Origin of the sequence: Paenibacillus sp. FSL F4-0125, assembly GCF_038008565.1 — a bacterium.
GTDB lineage: Bacteria > Bacillota > Bacilli > Paenibacillales > Paenibacillaceae > Paenibacillus_AQ.
In genome coordinates this window covers 5,448,869-5,473,335 of the sequence record NZ_JBBOZJ010000001.1, presented here as the reverse complement: position 1 = coordinate 5,473,335, position 24,467 = coordinate 5,448,869, and the positions used below count along the sequence as shown (strand labels likewise).

The window sequence follows — 24,467 nt, the reverse complement described above, 5'->3', positions numbered from 1 at the left end:
TTGTAATTTAAGAAGAGGTGCTCATTTGAAGAAAAAGCTAATTTCAGCGGTGTTGTTATCTCCATTATTATTATCCACTGTTACGTATCCTGTATCAGCAGCTAGTGATTCAGTAAAAGTGAAATTGCAAATTGGTAATAAAACAGTTGTGATTAATGATGTTCAGAATGAACAGCTTTTGCAGCCACCTTTTATTAAAGAAGCTACTACGTATGTGCCTATACGTTTTATATCCGAGCGTTTAAAGGCAGAGGTTAAATGGGATCAAAAAACTCAGCGAGTTACCATTGTTAAAGATAACAAAACAATCGTTCTAACAATCAATTCTAAAAGCGTTATAGTGAATAATTACACTGAATCTTTAGAATCGCCTGCTTTAACTGTTAATGGCACTACATTTGTCCCATTACGTTTTATCAGTGAGAATTTAAACACAACTGTTCTATGGGACCAAAAAAATCACTCGATTACTGTACAGGCAAAGAATAATATTCAGTATAATTTAAATCCCGCAGCAACTGATGTTAAAACAGATGAGGATGCAATAAAAGAGGTACTTCAAAAGCAGATTGATTATTTAAACAATAAGGATGCTGCTGGAGCATTAAGTATCACTTACAAACCCACTGAAACTAAGGAAGAATTACAAGTCAATTTGGAGATGTATAGTAACGAATACTCTTTGGAAAATGTTACGGATATATCAATTAATGGAACTAAGGCATCTGCTCTTGTTTCTAGAATTGTGAAAAGATATGCGGTTGCTTATACCGTAGTTGGAGAAGAGAGATACCTGGAAGTCCATATGAGAATTCTACTAGATACTACTCTTGTTAAAGAAAATGGAGTGTGGAAAGTTTATAAAGTATCCAATAAAGGCATAACAAATCTTAATAATTTGTGATCTATATTCTTTGATACGTAATGGAGGTACTACAATGAGAAAGTCAGTTATTGTTTTTCTTGTTACTTCGCTGATACTTGTTGCCTGTGGAAGTAATAAGAGCCCAGAGCAGGTTATAGAGGGATTTTACAAAGCACTTCAAAGTGGCAACTTTGATGATGCAAAGGGGTATCTTGTTGATATAACGAATTATGGGCAATCATCCGACGATATTGTGGTTGGATACCAAAAGAGTTATTCTGTGAACTCGGTTGATATAAAAGGATTTAAGGTTTCGGAAATGCTTGAATACGATGAGACTCATAAATACGCAAGTATTAATTTATGGGGAACAAGCATGACAGGTGATTTTGACAATACTGATACAATGATGTTAGTGAAAGAAGGTTCTACGTGGAAGATTGATAATAGTTTAGTGATTTGCAAGGATCCATTAGATACTGAACCAGTAACTTTTAAAGATTCAACCTATGGTAATTACGCAACTGCAAGCAATTTTTCTAGTCTGATTACGGTAAATGGAATGGGTATTAAAGGTTATATAGAAAATAATTTATCCGATAGAAAACTTATTGTGACATTAAATTCTTCCATATTTCTTATAACAACCAAAGGAAAATATAAGTGCCCTTATCCATATCCCTTTACCATTGATTCAGGAGAAAAGGTTGATTTTATTTACAATTTTAAGGATGTTAAGGGAGAAGTGCAAGGGCTGGTAATTGATAACGTGTATATCTCTGACCTTGCCGGAGAGGTCGGATTAATAAAAAATGATAAGGAACTAACGATAAATTTTTAGAGGTTCTAAAGATGGAGAAAAGAAATTAAAGCTGCTCAGGGAAATATAGGTACAGGAAACATAAGTATGAATATGGAAACGTAAAAAAGCCACCAGAGGATGGTGGCTTTATATTCTAATAGAATCTGTTTTACCCTTGAGGTTAAACCCTAAACTAACCATAACGGCTTCGAATATAGAATTGAAAAACTGAGAATTAACATCAATCGTACCGATGTACTTATCAAGCCAGCTTTGGTTTATTGTACGTATTTGCTCACAAAGAATGTAGGAAGTACATAATAACCCTCCGACCCCCTTTTCAAGTTTAACTTGGGTAGGAAGCTGCTTACCCTTCTTTGACAAAGGAGCAACAATAGTTGTAGTTGCAAAATGGTTTCCGATATTATTCTGGAGAATTATTACGGGACGATAATTGGCTTGTATTGAGCCACTTTCGCAGGGCAAATTGCACATAAATAAATCTCCACGTAGTACCTGGTGTTCTTCAATATGTTGATGTATCTTATCCATAACATGTAACATGTTACTCAGTCCTCTCCATTTTTGATTCATAGTTCGCTTAATTTATTTACATACTTTCTTACATCATGCTCACTTGCTGTCAGATACCTACCTGTTGTGCTTACATTCTCATGTCCCATTAAGGTGGAGAGAATACTAATTGGTATTTTTGTCTCTTGTAACAAATCATTAGCAAATGAAGATCGCAGCCTAGTGCAGTAGAGTTTAATATTTTCTTTCTTAGCTATCTTCTCAACAACCCTCTGAATTGCGCGTTCTCCCATTTTTTCTGCCCTTTGTGAAGTGAATACATATTGGCTTCTTTGATGGTAAATCTTCGTAGATTGATTCCGAATGAATAACCAGTCTTTAATCGCCTGAACTGTGTCTGGTGGGATAGGTAAAAACCTGGATTTATTTCGTTTGCTATTTTTAATTATTAACGTAGGGTCTCCTTGTAGATGGATGCAATTCAAAGTAAGCTTCGCAACCTCACTTGGACGAAGACCAAGTTTCAATAGAATCATGATGATGCAAAACTCCCGTTTTCCCATCATTTTTGCCCGATTCATAACAGCTAGTTCTTCAGCACGGGTCAAGTATTGCGATTTGATATTGTCGCTTATTTTTTGTATCTTAATAGTTTCACTAGGGTCAGTGCTGATAATCTTACGTCCAAACAAAAATCTATAAAATTGCTTGATTGCACAGAGCTTTTGATTCACCGATGCGGGAGAATATTTGTGAATTAGGAATTCTCGATAACTCTTTATCTCTCTAAACGCAATAATTTTTAGATCTGAGATTTCCTTCTGTTCTAGCAACCACTTTTTAAAATCTCTCATTGTGTTCATATAACTTTTAATTGTTTTATCACTACGGTCTTGAAGCTCCAAATGTTCCTCAAACAAATTAAAAAGTTCTTCACTCATATAGTAACCACTCCTTTTTCAGTTTTATCTGGCGAGTTAAAGCCTATTTTTATATGTCCAGTAACGCTGAATTTTAGCATTAAACAGAGAATTTTCAAAAAGAGAGGACACATAATAATAATTATCTGACGAGTGTTTAAAAGTCGGAAAAATAAATCGAGGACAACAAGTAATGATGTAATTGGGGCTATAAAATGAAAAAAGCAATGAGGTGTGACCCTCCATTGCTATCTGATATTTCCGTTCATATTAAAATAATTGACATAATAAATGGACAATTAGCATTACAAGAATGATATGAGATTGAGCAGAATATGAAATTCACTTTTTTTTAATTCGTTCATTTCTCTGTAGCGTAAGTGTAACGTATGATTTGTTAATATTATAGCAGAATATATAGTTCAACATTCTGAGGAAAGAGATATATTGCTATGACTGAGATTAAAAGGGGGAGATTTAAATGAATCGTAAAGTTCTAGCGTTAATAACGGTAATAGTGGTGATTACTATAGTCATATTTAGTATAGGGCTATTCGATAATGGCGCTAAAGAGAAAAAAGCTGTTGTAAATGTTTCAGACACTACGGACAATCAAAAGACAGTTATAACAGATGGGGCAAAGGAAAAAGAAGTCCTCGATTCAGATGGTAAGGAACTTCAACAATTAAAAGAAGAAGCAGCTACAGAAAATCCATTAACAGAACAACAAATGATTGAAATTGCTCAAGATCAAGTTAATACTTATTTCAGTATATATAGCGCTGATTCAAAAGAAGAAGTGAAAAACATCTCTAATGAAGTTTTTTATTATGCAGATAGAGGTTACGATGTAATCGTAAAGCATTTAGAGCCATACGCCTATGATAACATCGAACTTGTATTTGCTGATGAAAAAGTACTTAATAATGGAACTGTTGATTTTAGCTATACTGCAATTCTAGATGTAGATATCAGTGACGTGAAAACTAAAGAAATTTATAAGTACAAATATGAAGTATCCGCTGATTTTAGAAAAGGAACAGATGATAATTATAAGCTTGTTTCTTATGATTTCGCGGAAGAAGAGTAAAAGAACGATTGCTATGTTATTGAATTTCAAGGAATTGCTCCAAACGAAGTACATCTTTAGTCAAGTTTCTCTGTTGGTACAATCGAATGAGTTGTCTTATAATCCCTTCATCTGGGTGGATTTTTAAAGTGGCTTCAAGAAAGAGTGTAGCTTTAATACAATCATCTTTTTCAAGATAATAATTCGACACTTCTTTGCAGAGCTTATCTACCCTATCTTCAAGACTTGATCTTAAATATTGAATCCAATCATCTGAAAGATTGCGGAAATAATTCGGGCTGATTTTATTAATTAGTGCCTCGCATAGTGCAGTTTTATGATTATAATCTCCTTCATTTTCAACCCTATTTAACTCTTGTATGAAATCAATAAGATCACATTTAACTTCAGCATTTAAATGGATATGTTCATTATCCATGATAAGTAAATTATGTTCGTGGTCTCTAAGGGTTTTTCTTAAATGGGTAAGATATACTCTTAATTGGTTTTTGGCTTTTACAATATCGATATTACTCCAAAGTTCATCACAAATTTGACTTCTAGTAACTGATCTATTAAAGACTAGGTAAATAATTAACGCTTTGGCGTTTCTTTGGTTCCAGCCAGACAATAAAACTTCTCCATTGACGCACACTTTGAATTGATCTAAAAGACGTACTTCTATTGTATTTATAGAATCCTCGGTTGTTCCTACATCTATAATAAAATCAGAATGTAACTCTTTTAAAAATGGATCTACATTTCTGACAACAACTTGCTGTGATTCATAGAAGCGTTTTATATTGTTGAAAGTTTCAAGAGGCTGGTCATAAAAAACCATGTTAGACGAACCATACACTAGCATATACCTGGAGTTCCGGATTTGCATAGTTATTAAGCTAGACAAATAGGGTGGGTATAAAGGGTCAAGCTCGCCAGTTAGGACGAGAGTAGGGATTTTATTTTTTTTGAATAAATCAAAGATTTCTTGATGAAAATCCAAATATGGTTCCCAAAACTCAAAATAAGTATGTGGTGAAATTTTATTAAAAGATTCATAAAGCCTTTGAACCTCAGGACTGTCTTGTGGATATAAAGTGACGTTACTAATAACGTGCTCAGCTAATGCCCGAGTTGATGTAACGCCTTCTATCATAGGACTACGATACGAAGCGAATTTAGTTAAAGTCTTATTTGAAGAAAAGACAGGGATTGAGAGTAAAGAATATGTTTTCACTCTCTCAGGAAAGATTGCTCCAAATAAAATCGCAATAATACTTCCTGCGCCATGTGCAACAATATGTACTTGGTTGATTTTTAGCTGATTAAGTAAATAGGCAACATCATCTGTTAATAGTTCTTTATTGATTTTTTCCGGACCTTTATCACTAAGACCATGCCCCCTTAAATCATATGCAACTAAGCGATAATGTTGCGAAAAATAAGGAATAATCAACCTCCATGATGTTAAGTCAAAACCAGTACCGTGAATCAGAAGAATTGTCTCCATGCCTTCTTCATGAGCATTGTGGAAATTGTAATGGAGCCGAACACCATTTTTAATGAAAAAGGGCATTTTTTTGCCTCGCAGTTCGCATGAAATATAAGGATAAAAGAATACATCTTTTTAGTAAATAAATACAAAATGATCAAAGTTTTTTCCATTATACTACAAAAATCGACAGTCTGTAGGGGTGTTTTTCACAGAAGTACTTGGACTTGAAAATATAAAAGGGAAAATATCAACGGTATAAAAAAGGAAATGGAGATTAAAAATTCCATTTCCTTTGATGGATTTGTCACAAAGAGAATCATTTTTCTAATTGCATTTTTACATTTCAGAAAGATTAATGATTTTGATCCTATGCAAGGCTCTTATAATAGAAAATAGCTGGATAACTCTTTCGGTGGAACCTATAGATTCAGCTGGATCATAAATCACCAAGGTTGTTATAATTGGATACTTAGCTAAAAAGCAAAGTGAGCTTATCTCTGAAGTATCGTCTTCGTAATAAACGATTTGGTCAGACTTAATATTATTGAGAAGTGCGTAACATAACAGTTGAGCAAGTTGAAACTCTCTCTCGTTATCATTTCCCATAGTGTAAAATCCAATTTTTGTGCTGTTCATATTTTGCATTGATTTCTCCTAAAGGTTTTAATGGCGGATACATCCTATCTATCAGATTTAATTTATCTATCAGATCTGATAAATTTATTAGATCTGATAAATCTAATATAACTATCATAACTATTACATTGGATATATCAGATACATTAGATGTATTAGGTTTTTAATTACGGCTCAATATCTTTGCCTAATTCAAGATACTATTATTTAACGAAGAAAATAATAGTATCAATAACGATGAGCAATAGGTTAAATAGGCTCTCAAGTAGGTGCAAAGTAAAAGAATAATCTAAAAAAACATATAATTAATGGAAATTAATTTGAGAAATAATTGTATTATGTCTTTCTGAAAGCTTCTTTCCATATCTCGTAATCATTTTATTGACAAGCTTGGGATCAGCCATAGCATACTGAATTGCAAGTACGTGATTTGGTTGTCTGAAAATAAAATGCACCTTGAAACGCTCATAGTATTGATAAAGAGACACTACCGTAACAATAAGCGCTCCATAAATCATTAGGAAATTTGGGGAAAGCAAATAACTTATTATAGTCATACCGAAAGACCTCCTTAATAAGATGAAACCTGTTGTGGACCATCCTAGGATACCAGAATACTTAAGTCAACCCCCCTTAGACATTTGGATAATTTGAGGTGTACCTATATACTCAATTATTCACTTTTACTTATGGGAGGGTATGTCATGTATTTATTTTGCGATCAATCAATAGATCGATTCGGTTATTGCATAGCTGAAAATACCAACAATGAATTCCAAATACATCAATATGGAGCAATTAAATTAGATACTCGACTTGATTACTTTATTCGAATTCTATCTTTACAAAAGATGTTGAATAAACTTCATGATGAGTGGGGAATACAGGCAATTGTTACGGAACAAATTTTTCACGGAGTTAGCTCCAGCACATTTATGAAACTAGCCTCTTTGCAGTTTTTTATAAGACACTATTGCTACAATAATTGTGTTAGTTTTGAGTCACCCTTATATGTATCCACTTACCGAAATAAGTGGGCGAAATCTTACTATCATTTGCCAGAGTCAGATAAACAAGCAGTTTATGAATGGATGAAGCAGTGGTTAAATGAGGGTTCTGATTTTACCCACGACATGTCGGATGCAATACTGATGGCTTGCTTCTATGGAATACAGTTACAAGGGCTTGAAAAGGTGGGATTTGTTAATTCCAAATTAGTTAATTATGATATGCGGTCCATCTAGAAATGACATCAGCCTGTTTTTTTATAGAGAAGGTTTTATTGCTTGATAGATACTTTGTATTTTAATCGCTAGAACAATATCATCAGAACATACATCTTTTATGAGAATAGAAATAATCTTTTATTTATCAGAAAAGGTTTTGGGTTCAATATAGATGTATTATCTATATTTTTGGTTATTAGACAATGGGTATAGCACGCATATGAAAAGTTACGGTTGAATTTGACAATTCCAATTCCTAATATACGATATGATCACTCGAAACTAACGAGTAATAATATTTTAGGAGTGATTAGTAATGTCTTATAAAACTAATGAACGGGTGCGTTTGGCGCATGAGTTTTTTCGATTAGCTTACTTTAGAATTCTAAGCAAAGAAGCTTATCAGGTTGGAGAAATGTTGTATTGGTACATAGCAAATTTAACGGGAGAAAATACAGAGCTAGTGGAAGACCATTTCATGCTGCAGATAAATAAAAGAGACCTGGCTCAGGACCTTGGTTATAGAGATGAGTCGGCTTTTCGGAAAAGAACGGCAAAACGCAAAGGATGCACTGTTTGGGAGGAACTCCTTCTAGTTGGGTTTGGATTTACGGATGGTTATCATGTGACGAGCAAGAATGCTAAGAAGACAATGGTGGCTGTTCCATTAGTGTTTGATTTCTCCGATTGGGAGAAGATCATATTGCCTAGTTTCTTCCGTGTGAGAGCTTGTAGATATCTTGAAGATTTGAAATTAATAGATTTTAAGATAAAGCAAATATCATTGGATAAGCGCCAATTAAACTGGCACGAGATAGATTACAAAGTAAATCCGATAGCTAACTTTAAAGTCTTTGATTTTAATAGGGCATCAGAGAAGAAAATTGTAGCTTTATTGCTTCGTCAATTCAGTTGGATCCTTTCACACTTCAATATACCATTTGGTGATAGTGAGAATCGAAAAGGTCTAGTAGCCAACTTTAAAAACATGTTAAGCAAAGCGGATTTTCGATATGAGATTGTTCAAAAAATATTTTTGAAAGTATCTGAGTATGAATTTAAAGAAGTGCCGAACATAGAGGATATTTCAACATTTATTTATGATCAAATATTAACGGAAGCTTCTCAGTTAAGAGCAAAAGAGCGAGGTAAGCTTACAGAGGACAGAATGAGAGAGATATCTGAGAGAGAAGAGCAATGGGAGCAATACATAAAACTACATTTCTCAAGGCAATTAAAGCTGCTAAAGATAACAATTGCAAAAAGCAAGGAAGAGCGAGTCATTGTTCTCCAAAAGGAACTTGAAAACTATGAAAAAGATATTAATGGCGTACTAAGCCTTGATCGTGATGGACAATGGCGCGAATATTTGACAAAACAGTTGAATAATGCGGAGCAAGAGTCACGAGAACGCATTGTGGCTAATGAAGCAATGAATGAGCAGACCTTGATAAGTCGTGAATTAGACGAATTGATATGTTCTAATTATGACTTTGAATATGACTATCTTTTGGATGATGATATATAAAATAAATAACTCTTTACAACATTTTATACGTCGTGTATACTGGAATTCACCCCAATAAGGCGGTGAATTCCAAATAATGAATGGAGGAATGTCCATAGAGAGTTATCTATAATACTACTGAACATCATGCAAGAGCTATTAATTCTTATGCTTGCTCACAAAGGTGAGCCAGCGATATGGAAGCCCTCAGAATGAGGGTAGGCTATGTGTGGTAAAGCCATTAAGTAATATCTAAATTGAGCTTTAATGTCTTTCTCAATTTTGAGCTTTTAAGGGTGCAGTCTGCCCAATCCATCAAATGGATTACTAAAAGCTAATGGCATACCAACTATATTGCCGCTTCTGTATCGAAGCATAAGAATTCATGGCTCTATTTTTATAGAGCAGGAATTCTGTGTCTTTCGGACAGAGTTCCTGCTCTTTTTGTTTTGAGCAGAAATGGCGCCCCGTCCTTTGACAATAAAAAATTTGCTTAAAGCCATACCTTGGGTATGGTGACACCGTGTAAATCTGCCATGAACCTACGTAAGGGAATAGGGTAGCGGATGGCACGGAGTATCCGAGTTGCACTGCTCTAGAGAAAGACCAGAATGCCGTATGAAATGAGATAGTCATTCATGGAAGGATGACAAAGATTAATAAAAGAAATTGGAGGAAATTAAAATGTGGAAGATGGATAATGCGGGAGTTCAGTTGTTCGAGGCAATACGAAGTAATGACAAAGAAATTTTTAAAGAATTGGGAGTTTCGGTTAACTATAATATTAAATCGGTAATCCAGTTGGAGAAATTACTTGTTCGGTTTAACTCTGAAACGGATAATTCGGTACATTATGTGATTGTTGCAGCTGTAGGTTACTATTATGGACAAACTCTTATACGTAATTTCAAGAATGCAGTTTGGGTGATCGGTAAGGGAACTTGTATAGAAGATATCTTTGTAGAAATAGACATTGAAAATGAAATTATTAATGTGTATCCATTTAGAAGGGTAATTAAATTTTTGGAAAATCAAGAATATAGCATGACAGCAATCTACTACACTATGAAGGCAATGAATAGAACAAAAACAAACATATCTGAACTCCCTAAAAAAGCAAGAATTAATTATGGAGGTATGTTAATCAGTGCTGAGCGGCTTCCAGAGATAAGAGAAAAATAATAGTAGATAGCATGTAATAAAATCAAAATTAACGTAAAAGAGATATCTATTCAAAAATCAATAATCAAAACAAGACATAACCATGTAATTGGAGGAGCAAATATCATGAATAGAAATAATATAAAAAATCGACTTTATCTCAACATGGCTCTACAAAATGAGACCCTTATTACCGAGCAGACTGAAAATGGTTTTATCAGAGTCAGCGGAACTGTACCAGAAAACTTAAAGTATATTTCTTTAATGCTGTTGTCTGCATCATGTGTTCAATCGGTTGACTATCTTTGCGACGATAATGACCTTGCTTATTGCATCACAAAGGCACCAATTTATAGCACACCTAACTTTGAGATTGCCCGAGAAGGGATTGATAGAAATCATGCTTTCCAAAGCCGTCATAATATTTCATTTACATTATCACTTTCACTTTCTGAATTATTCATGCAGCTTAATGAATTTACTGATTATAAAGATTTTGAAGAGTGGGGGCTTCATCGTTTGGCTTTCTATTTACATAAGTTTTATAGCAGAGAACAAAAATTATATTTCACAAAAGTAAATAGTAACACAAAGGTTTACCAATATTTATCTCAGCAATATAGGGAAGAATTGCTAAGCGACGACTTCTTTCTGGAAATGTTTGAGATTTGTGATTCATGTGGGCAATTGTTGTCGAAGCAACGCTCAGAGGACATTTTAATAGAGAACTGTCCAAGCAAAATGATTGTTATTTGTGAAGTTTGTATTTTAGACCATTTGAAGAAGTGCAGGACTTGTAAAACTTCATTTACTTAATAAGGAAACTTGCGCTCTTCTTTAGAGAGGAAGGGCTATGCGTAATATTTAGTGGCAATTTTATCGATAGACAAATTCTGATTCAGCAATTATATGCAGATTTTTGCCATAAGTATCCGGCTGCATTTTTAGTTTTTGCTAATTAAGTATATCTAATTAATCCCCTATGCTGTAAGGCGTAGGGGGTAATACAAATTCAGAGAGGATAATTAAAATGAAAAAAATATTAGGGAGTTTTGAACTAAATCGTGTATGCCAAATGGACTGCATTGAAGGAATGAGATACATACCTGCTAATTGTATTGACCATGTAGAGGCTGACCCTCCTTACAACGTTGGCAAAGAGGGTGCAAAAGTGAAATCAAAGAAAGGTTTTAAGGCAATTAATGAGCAGTGGGATAATATCGAGGATTATGAAACATTCACAACCAATTGGCTTCGTGAATGTTACAGAGTATTGAAACCAGGAGGCTCAATATTATGCTATGGCAGCCACCATAGTATTTTTATAACTGGCTACGTAATGAGACAATTGGGCTTTAAAATAAAAACACAATATGTATGGAAAAAAAAGAACCCACCGCCAAGTTTTTTGGGAACTAACGCTACATATGCTACCGAGTTTATTATTTTGGCAACGAAACCAGGTGGCTCTATGACATATAATCTTGATTATGCGAAGGCAATTAATAATGGTAAAAATATTCAAAATGTTTTTGAGACAGCTCTTACACCAAAAAGAGAAAAAACACATGGTAAGTTCCCTTGCCAGAAGCCGTTGCAGCTAGCAGTGAAACTGATTCAACTTCATTCCAATATTAATGATACTGTATTAATTCCTTTCTGTGGGAGCGGTACAGAAGCTGTAGCGTCAGTATTGACTAATCGTTCATTTATCTCTTTTGAAACGAACAGAGAGTACATAGAACTTGCAAATAATCGATTAGATGACATTGATATGAATAAATCTTTAGTGGAAAAAAATCTTATAAGTTAAGACTCTCTTTACATAATTTTGGCAGATTAAAAAATCGTGCTATCATCCAGTGATTATATCGGGCGGGATTACATCTCGCTCCCTGGACTGCATAGTACAAGTTAATTAAAGAATACACTTAGAGTAAGAGGAAGCTAATGGAGGGAGTCATAGAAATGAGAAATCGCCATGATTCAAGACCTTATACAATAAATATTTTATACGGAGAATCAAATTTAAATCATATTATCGACGATTTAGCGAAACAGACCATACACAAAAATGCTGGTGATTTCGGAATAAGTAACATGAGGATAAAAAAAATCCAACACAATAGACGAGCTATGTAGAACAGTTTCTAAAAATAGATTGTTTTCCAGGTCTCTATGCTACTTGCAAGGGGACCTTTTTTGATATAGACAATTGGAGGTTTTAAAATTGACGGATATAGAGAAAGGAAAACGCACAGCAATTTATGTACGGGTAAGTACTACAAAAGCAAGTCAAAAGGATAGTCCAGAACATCAGGAAGCAGTCTGCCGTGAAAAGGCGCGTCAAATGGATCTTGAAATAATTGAAGGTAATGTTTATGAGGATAGGGACACAGGAACGAACATCATAAATCGCCCTGCTATTCAACAATTAGTTAATGATGCTAAAAAGAGAAGGTTTGATGTTATCATTTTTGCGGCGCTTTCAAGATTCTCTAGAGATTCTTTGGACTCTCTTTCATTAAAACGAATAATTGTGGATACGCTGGGGATTCGTCTTATATCGATAGATGAGGGTTATGACTCTCTATATAATAACGATGAGTTGAAGTTTCAAATTATATCGGCTGTGAATCAGAAAATGAGTGAGCAGACCAGTTTTAGCTCACGACGTGGCTTGAGACAGTCTGCGTTGAAAGGAAATTTTATAGGTAGCATTGCTCCATACGGTTATAAAAAAATAGTAATAGATGATAAAAAAACATTAGTACCAGAAGAGGATACTAAAGAAATTGTTCAACTTATTTTTCAACTCTACACTGCACATAAGTTAGGCGAGAAAGAAATAGTCAATTTCTTAAATGAAGTGAAGAAAGTGAAGTCGCCCAAAGGAGGCTTTTGGGGGGTCACATCCATCCAAAGAATTTTACAGAATGAAGCTTATACTGGTGTTAATGTTTTTGGTAAATATGAATCAATAGTTGTTTATAGCAGTACTGAATATTTATCGGATAGGTCAAAAAAATTAGTTCAACGTGATAAAAGTAAGTGGGAAAAAGCTCATGATTCTCAAACACATGAAGCAATTATCAGCAAAGAAATATTTATTTTAGCACAGGAACTTCGATTAAAGCGTGGTGGAGGAAAGAGAGGGGGCATACGTAATAATAAGAACTTATTCTCAGGAATTATTCAATGCGCCCATTGCGGTTCTGCCATGGTGACAATGAAATCAAAAAGTCGTTCAAATAGTAAAGCAGGTAAAGAATATAGATATCTAATATGTTCAAAAAGACGGAGGCAAGGTAATGTTGGGTGTAATAACGCATTCTGGTTGCCCTACCATCCTTTTAAAGAAGACCTGCTTACAAGCATATCAGATCAGATTGGTGATATAAGCTCGGTGGAGTTATTATTCAATAAATATAAAGACTTAATCAATGTTGATCAGAAGGAAAACGAGAAAAAGATTACCAAGCTTGAGAAGCAAATTGCAAGTAATCGAACAATGTTGTTTCAATTAAGAAAGGATAAAACCCTTGGTGAAATAGATGAAAAACAGTATTCATATGAGAAAAAACAATTTGAGTCCGAACTACTTGAACTTGAATATCAGTTAGAGGAATACTGTAAAGATGTTGAAAAGAAAAATGACTTGCAGGAGCTCTATGACGAAATTAAGGACTCATTAGATGACTTACTGACATTGAACTTTGACGACGAAGAAGAATTTGAAGAACTAAAGTCAATCATAAAAAAGCTCATACACAAGATTACAGTTGATCGTGAAGGTAACATATCAGTCAAGACGACATTCGGACTGCAATTGGCTGAAACAAGTATCGTGGAGAACGAAATCGCAGCTGGCAAGCAATAATATAATAAGTTCGCTTAGAGCAATCAACGTTAAGATATTAACGTGAGGTTGCTTTTTTTACTTTACTGGGATAAATTGAGAAAGTGAGTTTGGGTTATCAGTGAGTGCCTTTCAAAACACATTACGAATGTAATGCAAAAACTAAACGTTAAAGGCCGTTCACAAGCGGTTGTCGAGCTGATCAAGCTTGGGGAGCTGAAAATATAGCTGGCCATGTCTTCGGAAGTGACGCGTTTAAGCCTTCTCCACCTTAGGGTGTGGGGAGGTTTTTTGTTGCTTCGGAGAGAAATCGTATAGTCATATGTGGAGAAATCTTGTAAAATTGGGTCAAAGGTATTATTATAAATAATGAAAATTGTTAGATTTTAAATTAAAATGTCTAAATTTGCGGTTTTTATTGTTTCTTGCAGCTAGTTCTCTTCAAAGCTACTGATATACATAATTTAGAAATGAATTTTTATTAATGAATGGGATACTATTAATTCTATTTGAAATGAAAGTTCTCCAATTTTAGGGAGGACTTTTGTAGTTTGTATAGATCAAGATTGCGTGGCTACAGATGAAAAAAGCCCGAAATCTGGTTTTAGAAGCTTTGACTTAATCTATTCTTTCATTCGAGGGATGACAAAAACAAATGACGATTCGTTTATTAATTGTAGATGATCATGAAATACTTCTGAGAGGTCTTATGTTGCTGATCGATGGCCAACAGGATTTGGAAGTTGTTGGTACGGCAGATAACGGTGAGGAAGCCATAGAAAAAACGCTTAAGCTTAGACCTGATATTGTTCTAATGGATATCTGCATGCCAGTTATGGATGGTCTTACGGCTACAAGGAAGATCAGGAAGCTTATGCCAGAGGTTGAGGTACTGATACTCACTATGTTGGATGAATCAGATCATCTAGAAGAAATTCTTGAATCTGGTGCTTCAGGATATTTATTAAAAACATATGGAGAAACCGAATTCTTTTCCGCGATCCATTCTGTATACTCACACCTACCTTATCTTTATCCTCATGCAATGAAGCACTTAATGATTAATCAACCGGAAGTCTCCAAATCCACTAAAACTTCAAAGAAGAAAGTTAGTCTTAATCAATCAAATTTATCAGCAAGAGAACAAGAGGTTTTAGTTCTGCTTTCTAAAGGCTTTTATAACAAAGAAATTGCAGATAAGCTTTTCATTTCAGTGAAGACTGTAGAGTCACATAAAAGTAAAATAATGGCTAAATTACAGTTGTTCACAAGACATGAGCTTGTGAGCTATGCGGAATCGAATGGGTTATTGAACAGAAAAAGTGATGGTGATTAAGCTGATGCCATTAAAGAAGAGGAGACCTTTAAATATCACGGTACAGTTTTTTACTATTACACTAATAATTATATCCTCTACAATGATCATCACTTTCTTTGTCTCCTATGAAGTTGCAAAACGTCAAGTATTGGATGTAGGTGGTGAGATGTTTACTAATACTCTGAAGGATGCCGTTGGTTTTATGGATGCAATGAATCAAAGGGTTGAAGACGGAGATATGAAGCTTGAAGATGCCCAAGACATTGTCAGAACTTATTTACTGGGACCTAAAGATCATAATGGCCTGCGTGATATATCAAAATCAAAAATGTCGACCAATGATTATATGTATATTTGGGCTATTCAGCCTAATGGAACTATGGCCATGCATCCTTTCAACTTCGAGGGCCGGAATATGTGGGATTTGAAGGTGGATGGTAAATATACGATAAGAGAATCATGGACTAATTTGAAAAAAACAGGAAGAATCTTTCGCGAGGTATGGCAGAATCCTGGTGAACCTGTGTACACTTTTATCTCCTATCAGGAATATTACGCCCCATGGGATTGGGTTGTAGGGGCTGGCGGAAGAGAAGAAATGATTTACACCAGAAGATTGGAAACCATGAAATATACTTTTTTGAAAGTAACGGCATTAATTTTTTGTGTTGCTTATATTCTCATCTTCTTATTTACTCGAAGAGTAATCTTTAAGGTAAATAAAATCAGTAATGCCTTAAATGAAGTGGGAAGAGGAAATATAAAGCAAAACATACACTTTAAAGTAAATGATGAATTTGGTGTGTTGGCAGATAACTTTAATAATATGTCAAAAAATCTGCAGAAATTTTTGGGGAAGAAAGTAGCTGTGTGTTCGATTAACGATGAATCTGAACAATATCTTCGTATGTTGTCAGAGAGTGAATCCCGTTTGCGCAACATGATGAATCTAAATATGATTAGAGCGCAGGAAGAAGAGAGAAAACGTCTAGCTAGGGAATTACATGATAGGATCGGACAATCCCTATACAGTGTTGTAGTAGCAATGAATTTGCTAAATCGGGAGAAGCATTTGAATGAATCGACCCAGAGATATCTTGACGATGTGGAAGCAGAAATATCACGGGCGATGTCCGAATTAAAATCGATTATTAATGGGCTTAGGCCTGCGTCAATAGAAAAGTCAGGGCTGACTCCAGCCATGACTGCTTATATAAAGACATATGAATTGAAGTGGGGAATACAGGTTGATTTCCGAAATCATACAACGAACCGGCGGTATCCGCAAGAAATTGAACTAGCCGTGTATCGGGTGTTTCAAGAGGCGCTGTTAAATGCAAGGAAATACTCTAAAAGTGACAAGATAACAATCGATATATTTGACAATAATGATCAACTGGATTTAGTTATCCAAGACTTCGGAGTTGGTTTTAAGGTTTCGGATAAACGCCCAGGAAAAGATGGATTTGGTTTAAATGGGATGAAAGAAAGGATCCTTCTGCTAGAAGGATCCTTTGACATCGAATCGGACCTTGGAATGGGAACACAGGTATCCATTTCAATTCCTCTTCCAGCAGAATGATATTAATACACTCCTTGGAATAATTCGGGATCAGCCGTCAGGTGTACCGATGAAACTCTAGGGAGTGTTTTTTTGATGCTAATGACACCGGGTTTTCATGACTTTTTGGTCTGGTCTGGGCTCGTTTCTTAGGTGAATTCCCCGATTGATAATCAATAGCTGGAACGAGATAATTAACCAAATATGATTACGTCTGACAATGAGAATGTGATTTTGTGGAAAAAAAGATTATCTGGAGGTATACAGTCAATGGGTAAATTGTTCAAAAGCATACAAACAAAAATCACAATTTGGTTTGTTGTTGTTTCTCTCATTCCATTAATTTTTTCATCGGTGTTTACTTACAACCAGACTGCAGAAAGGTTAAATGAAAAAGAAAAAGAATCTATGCAGAGTCTTGTGGATAGTAAAGCACAAGGGATGGATGAATGGCTTGATCGTCGGAAGGCACAAATTGAGCTCGCAGCTAAAACAGAAATTTTACAATCGGCAGAACCTAAAAGAATAAATCCGTATTTGAAACAGATCGAAGAGCAGACAAGTGTTTATGAGGGTGTCGGATTTGCACAGAAGGGGGGCACCGTTACTGCCTCTTCTGCGAAGGATACCATTGGATTAAACATTACTGACCGATCGTACTTTCAGTCTGGAATGCTGGGAAAATCTTCGTATTCTGAAATTCTGACCTCTAAAACGACCGGGAATCGAATTATTGTTGTGGCCTCTCCTGTAAAAGATGCTAGAGGGATTGTAATTGGCCTGATGTATGCAACCGTAAATTTTGAATCTCTAATTAACAATTTTTCACTTAGTCAGACTGCGGAACAAGACCAAGTGACGAATATGGAAGTTATGCTTGTCGATGAGCAGAGCCGTTTCCAGGTTGCACGCGATGATAAACTAATTGGCACAAAGGTTGAGCAGGCTGGAGTTGATGAAAGCCTAACAACTCTTTTAAATTTGAAAAGTAAGGATTCTACTACAAACATATATACACAGAACGGTGAAGAGTACTTACTCGCCTATTCGCCAATAAATGAAACGGGATATGGCCTATATTTTAGTATTCCTATGAGCTCGGTTTTGGCAGGTGCCAAATCTGTGCAAAATAGCATGATTATAGTTATGGTGATCACAGCGATTTTAATAGTATTCCTGTCAATATTCATTAGTGGTTCGATAGCTAAACCCATTCGGATTGTATCTGAACAACTGAAGCGGGTTGCGCAGGGGGATCTATCAGATGCTAATAAAAAAATTAAGAACAAGGACGAGGTTGGTGAGCTTTGGTTAAATCTTCAAGATATGATTACCAATTTAAGATCCTTGATGTCGAATGTGGCATCCGTTTCGGAACAAGTGGCAGCGGCATCTCAGCAAATATCAGCCACCACTGAGGAAATTTCCGGCGGTAGTATGAATCAGGCCAATTCAGCACAAATAATGAGTCAACTGGTTAAGGAACTGACAAATGCTATAGAATCTGTCGCGGAAAGTGCGGAAGAAGCTTCAGAACTGAGCAATCAAACGGAACGAATTGCTCAAGAGGGTGGGAAAGTGGTAACAGAATCTATTGAAGGTATGACCAGCGTGAATGAACAAATGTCACGATTGGAATTAGATTCAAACAAAATAGGTGACATTATCGAGGTGATTGACGATATTGCCGAGCAAACGAACCTATTGGCATTAAACGCGGCTATTGAAGCAGCTAGAGCGGGGGATCAGGGACGTGGTTTCGCCGTTGTAGCTGATGAGGTCAGAAAGCTGGCTGAACGCAGTGGGGACGCGACTAAGCAAATTACGGAGATCATAAAAGGGATGCAAAATAATACTGGGCTCAGTGTGAAATCAGTTTCTCAGGCTGTAAAGAAAACTGCTAAAATCAGTGAAGCCTTCGACAGCATTGTCAGAATGGTCAATCATTCAACAGAAAAGGTGCATGAAATCGCCGCCGCAAGTGAAGAGCAAGCAGCACAATCCAAAGAGGTACTAAATAGTATCGTGACAATCTCCGCGGCTAGTGAAGAGGCTGCTGCTGCTTCGCAAGAAACAGCAGCAACCACACAATCGCTGGCCAGATTAGCTGAGGACCTTAATGAGGCCATTTCTATTTTTAAACTGAATAAGTCGGTCGAGTAATTTGGAATTGCTTAAGGAAGGTGATGAAATGAAGTCGGGGCGGGAGCAATATATTCAGTTTGAATTGCTGCAAGAGAAATATGCAATTCATATTTCAGAGATCCAGGAAATTATTAAAATGCAGGAGATCAGTGAACTCCCTAATGTGATGCCCTATGTTAAAGGTGTGATTAATTTAAGGGGGAGAATTATTCCTGTCATCTGTCTCAGAAGATTATTTGGCTTGAAAGAAGAACAGTACTCGAAACATACTAGAATCGTTGTGGTCAATTATATTGAGGAAACGGTAGGAGTAGTCGTAGACCGTGTAGATAAGGTGACAACATTTTCTGATATTCAGCTCTCCCCGGATCGGCTAGGAGAAGTAAATAGTACCGGATTTTCAGCGATTGGAATAATCGATGATGCAATGGTGGGCATATTGAAGCTAGATCAGGTTCTTGTCAAGGAGGACGAGAACATTGGACAGCTCTGAAGTAAGCCAATATAAGGGATTGTTTTTTGAGGAGATGGAAGAGCAGCTTCAGCTGATAGAAGGCGAGTTGTTACGTTTGGAGAAAGAGGGAGAGTCCGAAAGAGGGATACAAAGTCTTTTTCGAGCTGCACATACCCTTAAGGGTTCTTCATCCGTTATGGGATTCCATGGAATCATGAATTTAACACATGAAATGGAGAATATTCTTGAAAAGGTTCGAAGCAGGCATTTGAATATAACCTCAGAAATGATCGGTTTGTTATTTAACGGGCTGGATCATTTGCAAATGATGAAAGCTGACCTGATTCATGATAAAGAAATCTCAGTAAATATTGATGTGATTATGAATCAATTTCATGAAATGTTGAACCATTCAGCAGCAGTGGAGAATAAGGTATTTAGCGCTGCCCCTATAGTTCTTACAGAAAGGCAGCAAGTAGAGAAACGTCTTGAACTAAACATCTTCATTTCCCCAGCCTGTGAAATGAAGTTGGTCCGGTGTATGGTCATCCTCAATCAACTTCAAGAATGTGCAGAAGTAATTCAATGCCAGCCTCCACTAGAAGAACAGCAGGATGATTCTCTATTTGAAAATATTAAGATCGTGTGTGTCACGAATTGGAGTGAATCTGAAATAAAAGACCATGTGCTTTCTTACATGGATGTTGAGAAGGTTGAGGTTTATGAAATAGCTGATTCACGAGTGGGAACTAAGGCGAATGAATCTCCAACTCTTCAGAAAAAAAGGAACACACAATCAACGATCAGGGTCAATATTGAGCATTTGGAGCAGTTAATGAATCTAGTTGGTGAACTGGTTATTGATCAGACTAGGATTAATAATGTGAAGAGCGAATTACTGAGAAAGTATCAGTCAGACAAAGATATTGAGGAGTTAGAATCCGTTTCTGATCATGTTAATAAAGTCGTATCCGACCTTCGTAACAATATTATGAAAGTTAGAATGATCGCGATTGAGCATTTGTTTAATCGGTTTCCGCGGTTAGTTCGTGACTTGGGCCAAAGTCTCCATAAAGAGGTGGAGCTTGAATTGTCCGGAACTGAAACGGAGATGGACCGTTCATTAATTGAAGAGATCGGAGATCCGCTAATTCATTTAATAAGGAATGCTATGGATCATGGGATCGAAGAGCCCTCGTTAAGGGTGCGTAACGGGAAAAGCTCTAAGGGCCATCTTCGGATCACGGCGGCACATGAGGATAATCAAGTGATCATCAAAGTTGAAGATGATGGAGCGGGCATTGATATCAATAAAATCAGACAGACGGCTATACATAAAGGAATTATTACACTTGAAGAATCAGTTAGGCTAACGGACCAGGAAACGATCTATCTAATTTTTAACGCTGGTTTTTCCACGGCGAGGGCAGTAAGCGAAGTATCTGGCCGTGGTGTAGGCATGGATATCGTTAAGAGTCACATTGAGAAGCTGAATGGATTAATTGACATAGAAACGAAATTGGGAGAAGGTACTCGTTTCATCATTAAGCTGCCGCTGACGTTGGCTATAATTTCCGGGCTACTGGTGAAGCTACATAATCAAACCTATATCATTCCCATGAGCAATATTTCTGAGATTGTAAAAATTACACGGAAAGATATTCATACAGTACGAGGGCAATTAGTGGTTTTCTTACGTCATCAGGTAATTCCGCTTGAATGGATTCACGACCATATTAATATCTCAAGATTTGAATGGGACGGGAGTCCGATTTCTATAGTGATCGTGGGGTCGGCAGAGAGACGATTGGCACTGGTTGTTGATGAATTAATCGGGATTCAGGAGGTTGTTATCAAATCACTCGGGGCTTATGTTGGAACCATAAACAATGTCGCTGGAGCTACAATTCTGGGAGATGGCAAGGTGGCATTAATTCTGGATATTTCAAGCTTCATTCGTAATGTGCAGATGCTCAGCGGGAGCAAGCCTGCAAGGGCAGAATGAAAATGGATATATTTAACGAGAAACTCAGGTCACAACTTTACGGCTCGTTATTTCTGCACAATCACGATGCCGTAATTCTAATGGATTGCGAAGGTCAGTTTACCGATGCCAATCCGGCTATGTCGAGATTAACAGGTTATTCCGTGGAGGAGTTGAAGCAGCTAACGCTTAGTAAGTTCATATTACCGCAGGGTTTAGGTCAAGAGCAGAATATTCTGGACAAGCTGATAAGGGGAGAACGCATCTCATGCAAATTAATGATTTGCAGGGGAAAAACCATCAGCAATCATGAGGTTGATTTTACTGTATCTCCTCTGTATATAAACAATGAAATGATTGGCTTCCAAGGGATTGTAAAGGATGTTGCATCTATGAGAAAAATAGAGTGCGAAGATACGCTTACTGGACTTCCCAACCGTGATAGCTTTCAAGCTCAGGTTAAAAATGTGATCGAAAAGGCAGCAGAAAGAGATGAGAGGTTCGGCATTCTTTTCATTGATATTGATCGTTTTCAGTCGATTAATGAAACGTTGGGGCATACTATTGGTGATATTTTTCTGAGAATGGTTGGGAAGCGGATGTCTGAATGTCTTGGCAGCAATGGATTTCTCGCACGATTTAGCGGGGATGAATTCACTGTGCTTGTCCCCCGGGTCAGTGATGAAGATGAAGTTTTATCGATTGCCAAGCAGTTGATGCAAGCTTTTAGAAATCCTGTCATGGTTAACGGATTTGAAATTAATGTGACGATCAGCATCGGAGCGGGCATGTTTCCCTCCTGTGGTGAGGATAAAATTTCGCTGATGAAAAATACAAATATTGCGCTGCATTCCGCTAAAAAGATGGGGAAAAACCGGGTTCAACTGTATGAGCCTTGGATGGATAAAGATACCTACAGCAGATTCGTATTAGCTAGTGAGTTCCATCGGGCACTAATGATGAATGAATTTATTCTTCATTATCAGCCCCGGCTAAATATTCTAACAAATACTATTGATTGCTTCGAGGCATTAATCCGTTGGAATCATCCGAAGAGGGGAATCATTTATCCGAACGAATTTATCCCGTTGGCAGAAGAAACAGGATTTATTTTGGCATTGGGTGAATGGGTACTAAATGAAGCGTGCCGTCAATGTGCCGTATGGAGGGAACAAGGTCTTATTCCAATTCGGGTAGCGGTGAACGTGTCGGCACATCAGTTCGTGCAAGATGATTTCTTTCAGCAAATTAACAAAAATCTGATTAAACATAAGCTCGATCCGCAATGGCTTGAAATTGAAATCACGGAGAGCGTCTTGATGCATTCCTTAGAAAGGAACATTGAAGTTTTAAGCAAAATACAAGATCTTGGAGTACAAGTATCGATAGATGATTTTGGTACCGGATATTCATCACTAAATTATCTGAAGAAATTTAAAGTGAACACACTGAAAATAGACAAATCCTTTATACAGGACTTGCCCGACGATATTATAACAAAAATGATTATACAGCTTGCGCACGGACTTGGTTTAACCGTTGTTGCAGAAGGTGTGGAACAGTCAGAGCAGCTAGAATATCTCGGTGAACACGGATGCGAGCAAGCACAAGGATTCTATATTGGCAAACCTATGCCGCCTGAACAGTGTATTGAATTTATGGAGGAACGTAAATGGATTCTCTGATCTACAGCACGGATTTGCTTGGAGGAAACTATGAACAATTCAAGCAAATCGTTGAGAATTCGAAGGACACGATAAAAATAGTTGATATATGTGGTAGGATTATTTACGCCTCTCGATCTCATCAGTATGTTTATGGGTGTGATGCAATTGAATATATCGGTAAAAGTGTTTTTGAATCCGTGCATCCTGATGATTTATCTGGCTTTAGAAGTGCTTTTGAGGCTGTAGTAAATAAAAATGAATCCGTAATTTCGGAAATGAGGAAATTTCATAAAGAAGGTCATTACATCTGGTTGGAGGCTTCTTGCTCACCGGTAGTAAATGCAGACGGAGAAGTTCAAAGTGTTATAGTAGTTACCCGGGATATCGGTGATAGAAAAGAATATGAGAAGAACTTGGAGTATATGGCCTACCATGATTTCCTTACAGGACTGTACAACCGGAGAAAGTTCATTCAGATTTTTGAGAATTTGCTTATTAATGCAGAGGAACGATATCTAAAGCTCGGAGTTTTAACTATGGATCTAGATCATTTTAAAAGGATGAATGATCATTTAGGCCACGACGCAGGGGACAAGCTTCTTCAGGAGTTTTCTAAGCGATTATTGGCCTGTAAAAGAGACAAGGATCTTATCGGCAGATTAAGCGGTGATGAATTCGCTATTCTAATATTTGATATTCTCGGTGAATCAGAAATTAGGGAATGGAGAGACCGCATTACAGCATCTCTAGAGGAGCCCTGTGTACTAAATAATAGTCAATATAATATTTCAGTCAGTATTGGGAGTGCAATCTTTCCTGAAAATGGGCGCTCAGTTTCAGAACTAATGAAATTCGCGGATCTCGCACTGTACGATATGAAAAGAAAAGGGAAAGAAAACATATAAATCCGTGTACTAGATGTATCTTTCGAAAGTGACGCGTTTAAGCCTTCTTCACCTTTAGGGGGAAGGTTTTTTGTTGTTTATGCATATTTGCTAAAAGAACATTCAATTGATAATCATTCTCAATACATATATAATGAATCCAAATTAAGGGGAAGTAGGGATGAGCATGAAGCGTAGCGATGGTCTGAATGAAGTGGAAACGATTGATGCCCATAAGACGCCACGGCGGAATAAGAAGTGAATATTGTATATACCTTAGCGGAGCGGGCTACAGATTCCTCAGCATAGATATGAGTCCGGCACAATTTGAGCGGATGACCAGCGGACTGACCGAGGATACACGGCTCCAAGCCGGAGGG

Annotated in this window: 22 protein-coding genes; 17 read left to right on the top strand and 5 right to left on the bottom strand. The window is 36.6% G+C overall.

Features of this window, described 5'->3' with window-relative positions; genetic code table 11:
- Nucleotides 1-25: 25 nt before the first annotated feature.
- Complete coding sequence (locus NST74_RS24270) at nucleotides 26-904, top strand: copper amine oxidase N-terminal domain-containing protein (protein ID WP_341114850.1); 879 nt, start codon at nucleotides 26-28, stop codon at nucleotides 902-904.
- Nucleotides 905-938: 34 nt separating this feature from the next.
- Complete coding sequence (locus NST74_RS24265) at nucleotides 939-1,706, top strand: hypothetical protein (protein WP_341114849.1); 768 nt, start codon at nucleotides 939-941, stop codon at nucleotides 1,704-1,706.
- Nucleotides 1,707-1,814: 108 nt separating this feature from the next.
- Here the strand turns inward: NST74_RS24265 and NST74_RS24260 are convergent, their stop codons facing one another.
- Together NST74_RS24260 and NST74_RS24255 are read right to left on the bottom strand one after the other, a co-directional pair.
- A complete protein-coding gene (locus NST74_RS24260) occupies nucleotides 1,815-2,231 on the bottom strand; it encodes a type II toxin-antitoxin system PemK/MazF family toxin (RefSeq protein ID WP_341114848.1) in 417 nt (138 codons plus the stop codon).
- 26 nt (nucleotides 2,232-2,257) lie between these two features.
- Entirely contained in the window at nucleotides 2,258-3,142 is an 885-nt protein-coding gene (locus NST74_RS24255; protein WP_341114847.1) for a tyrosine-type recombinase/integrase, read from the bottom strand.
- A gap of 460 nt (nucleotides 3,143-3,602) precedes the next feature.
- On the opposite strand from NST74_RS24255, the gene NST74_RS24250 reads away from it, so the two are divergent.
- On the top strand, nucleotides 3,603-4,211 hold the full coding sequence (locus NST74_RS24250; protein ID WP_341114845.1) for a hypothetical protein: 609 nt from the start codon (nucleotides 3,603-3,605) through the stop codon (nucleotides 4,209-4,211).
- Between the two features lie 16 nt (nucleotides 4,212-4,227).
- Here the strand turns inward: NST74_RS24250 and NST74_RS24245 are convergent, their stop codons facing one another.
- The 3 genes from NST74_RS24245 to NST74_RS24235 all read right to left on the bottom strand — a co-directional run bounded on the left by NST74_RS24245 (nucleotide 4,228) and on the right by NST74_RS24235 (nucleotide 6,878).
- Nucleotides 4,228-5,766 carry an alpha/beta fold hydrolase gene (locus NST74_RS24245; RefSeq protein WP_341114844.1) on the bottom strand — a complete coding sequence of 513 codons (1,539 nt, stop codon included), beginning with the start codon at nucleotides 5,764-5,766 and terminating at the stop codon, nucleotides 4,228-4,230.
- Between the two features lie 255 nt (nucleotides 5,767-6,021).
- On the bottom strand, nucleotides 6,022-6,330 hold the full coding sequence (locus NST74_RS24240; RefSeq protein ID WP_341114843.1) for a hypothetical protein: 309 nt from the start codon (nucleotides 6,328-6,330) through the stop codon (nucleotides 6,022-6,024).
- Nucleotides 6,331-6,626: 296 nt separating this feature from the next.
- Entirely contained in the window at nucleotides 6,627-6,878 is a 252-nt protein-coding gene (locus NST74_RS24235) for a hypothetical protein (protein ID WP_341114842.1), read from the bottom strand.
- A 147-nt stretch (nucleotides 6,879-7,025) separates the two neighbouring features.
- On the opposite strand from NST74_RS24235, the gene NST74_RS24230 reads away from it, so the two are divergent.
- The 14 genes from NST74_RS24230 (at nucleotide 7,026) to NST74_RS24165 (ending at nucleotide 24,108) form a co-directional block, all read left to right on the top strand.
- Nucleotides 7,026-7,565, top strand: a complete 540-nt coding sequence (locus NST74_RS24230) for a crossover junction endodeoxyribonuclease RuvC (RefSeq protein WP_341114841.1) — start codon at nucleotides 7,026-7,028, stop codon at nucleotides 7,563-7,565.
- Between the two features lie 298 nt (nucleotides 7,566-7,863).
- Nucleotides 7,864-9,075 (top strand): hypothetical protein, encoded by a 1,212-nt coding sequence (locus tag NST74_RS24225; protein WP_341114839.1) that lies wholly within the window; start codon nucleotides 7,864-7,866, stop codon nucleotides 9,073-9,075.
- A gap of 663 nt (nucleotides 9,076-9,738) precedes the next feature.
- On the top strand, nucleotides 9,739-10,236 hold the full coding sequence (locus tag NST74_RS24220) for a hypothetical protein (RefSeq protein WP_341114838.1): 498 nt from the start codon (nucleotides 9,739-9,741) through the stop codon (nucleotides 10,234-10,236).
- Nucleotides 10,237-10,341: 105 nt separating this feature from the next.
- Nucleotides 10,342-11,031 carry a hypothetical protein gene (locus NST74_RS24215; protein ID WP_341114837.1) on the top strand — a complete coding sequence of 230 codons (690 nt, stop codon included), beginning with the start codon at nucleotides 10,342-10,344 and terminating at the stop codon, nucleotides 11,029-11,031.
- A gap of 214 nt (nucleotides 11,032-11,245) precedes the next feature.
- The gene (locus NST74_RS24210; protein ID WP_341114836.1) at nucleotides 11,246-12,028 is read left to right on the top strand and encodes a DNA-methyltransferase; all 783 of its coding nucleotides are present in this window, start codon (nucleotides 11,246-11,248) and stop codon (nucleotides 12,026-12,028) included.
- Between the two features lie 417 nt (nucleotides 12,029-12,445).
- Nucleotides 12,446-14,095 (top strand): recombinase family protein, encoded by a 1,650-nt coding sequence (locus NST74_RS24205; protein ID WP_341114834.1) that lies wholly within the window; start codon nucleotides 12,446-12,448, stop codon nucleotides 14,093-14,095.
- Between the two features lie 96 nt (nucleotides 14,096-14,191).
- Nucleotides 14,192-14,302 (top strand): LuxR C-terminal-related transcriptional regulator, encoded by a 111-nt coding sequence (locus NST74_RS24200; protein ID WP_445668210.1) that lies wholly within the window; start codon nucleotides 14,192-14,194, stop codon nucleotides 14,300-14,302.
- Between the two features lie 427 nt (nucleotides 14,303-14,729).
- Nucleotides 14,730-15,410, top strand: a complete 681-nt coding sequence (locus NST74_RS24195; protein ID WP_341114833.1) for a response regulator transcription factor — start codon at nucleotides 14,730-14,732, stop codon at nucleotides 15,408-15,410.
- Nucleotides 15,400-16,974: a cache domain-containing protein gene (locus tag NST74_RS24190; RefSeq protein WP_341115966.1), complete on the top strand. Its 1,575-nt coding sequence runs from the start codon at nucleotides 15,400-15,402 to the stop codon at nucleotides 16,972-16,974. The genes NST74_RS24195 and NST74_RS24190 overlap by 11 nt, the downstream gene beginning before the upstream one ends.
- 249 nt (nucleotides 16,975-17,223) lie before the next feature.
- On the top strand, nucleotides 17,224-19,116 hold the full coding sequence (locus tag NST74_RS24185) for a methyl-accepting chemotaxis protein (protein ID WP_341114832.1): 1,893 nt from the start codon (nucleotides 17,224-17,226) through the stop codon (nucleotides 19,114-19,116).
- A gap of 28 nt (nucleotides 19,117-19,144) precedes the next feature.
- Nucleotides 19,145-19,591, top strand: coding sequence for a chemotaxis protein CheW (locus NST74_RS24180; protein ID WP_076119447.1), 447 nt, complete (start codon nucleotides 19,145-19,147; stop codon nucleotides 19,589-19,591).
- Nucleotides 19,578-21,557 carry a chemotaxis protein CheA gene (locus tag NST74_RS24175; RefSeq protein ID WP_341114831.1) on the top strand — a complete coding sequence of 660 codons (1,980 nt, stop codon included), beginning with the start codon at nucleotides 19,578-19,580 and terminating at the stop codon, nucleotides 21,555-21,557. The genes NST74_RS24180 and NST74_RS24175 overlap by 14 nt, the downstream gene beginning before the upstream one ends.
- A complete protein-coding gene (locus tag NST74_RS24170; protein WP_341114830.1) occupies nucleotides 21,554-23,221 on the top strand; it encodes a sensor domain-containing protein in 1,668 nt (555 codons plus the stop codon). The genes NST74_RS24175 and NST74_RS24170 overlap by 4 nt, the downstream gene beginning before the upstream one ends.
- Nucleotides 23,209-24,108: a sensor domain-containing diguanylate cyclase gene (locus NST74_RS24165; RefSeq protein ID WP_341114829.1), complete on the top strand. Its 900-nt coding sequence runs from the start codon at nucleotides 23,209-23,211 to the stop codon at nucleotides 24,106-24,108. The genes NST74_RS24170 and NST74_RS24165 overlap by 13 nt, the downstream gene beginning before the upstream one ends.
- The last annotated feature ends 359 nt before the right edge of the window (nucleotides 24,109-24,467 follow it).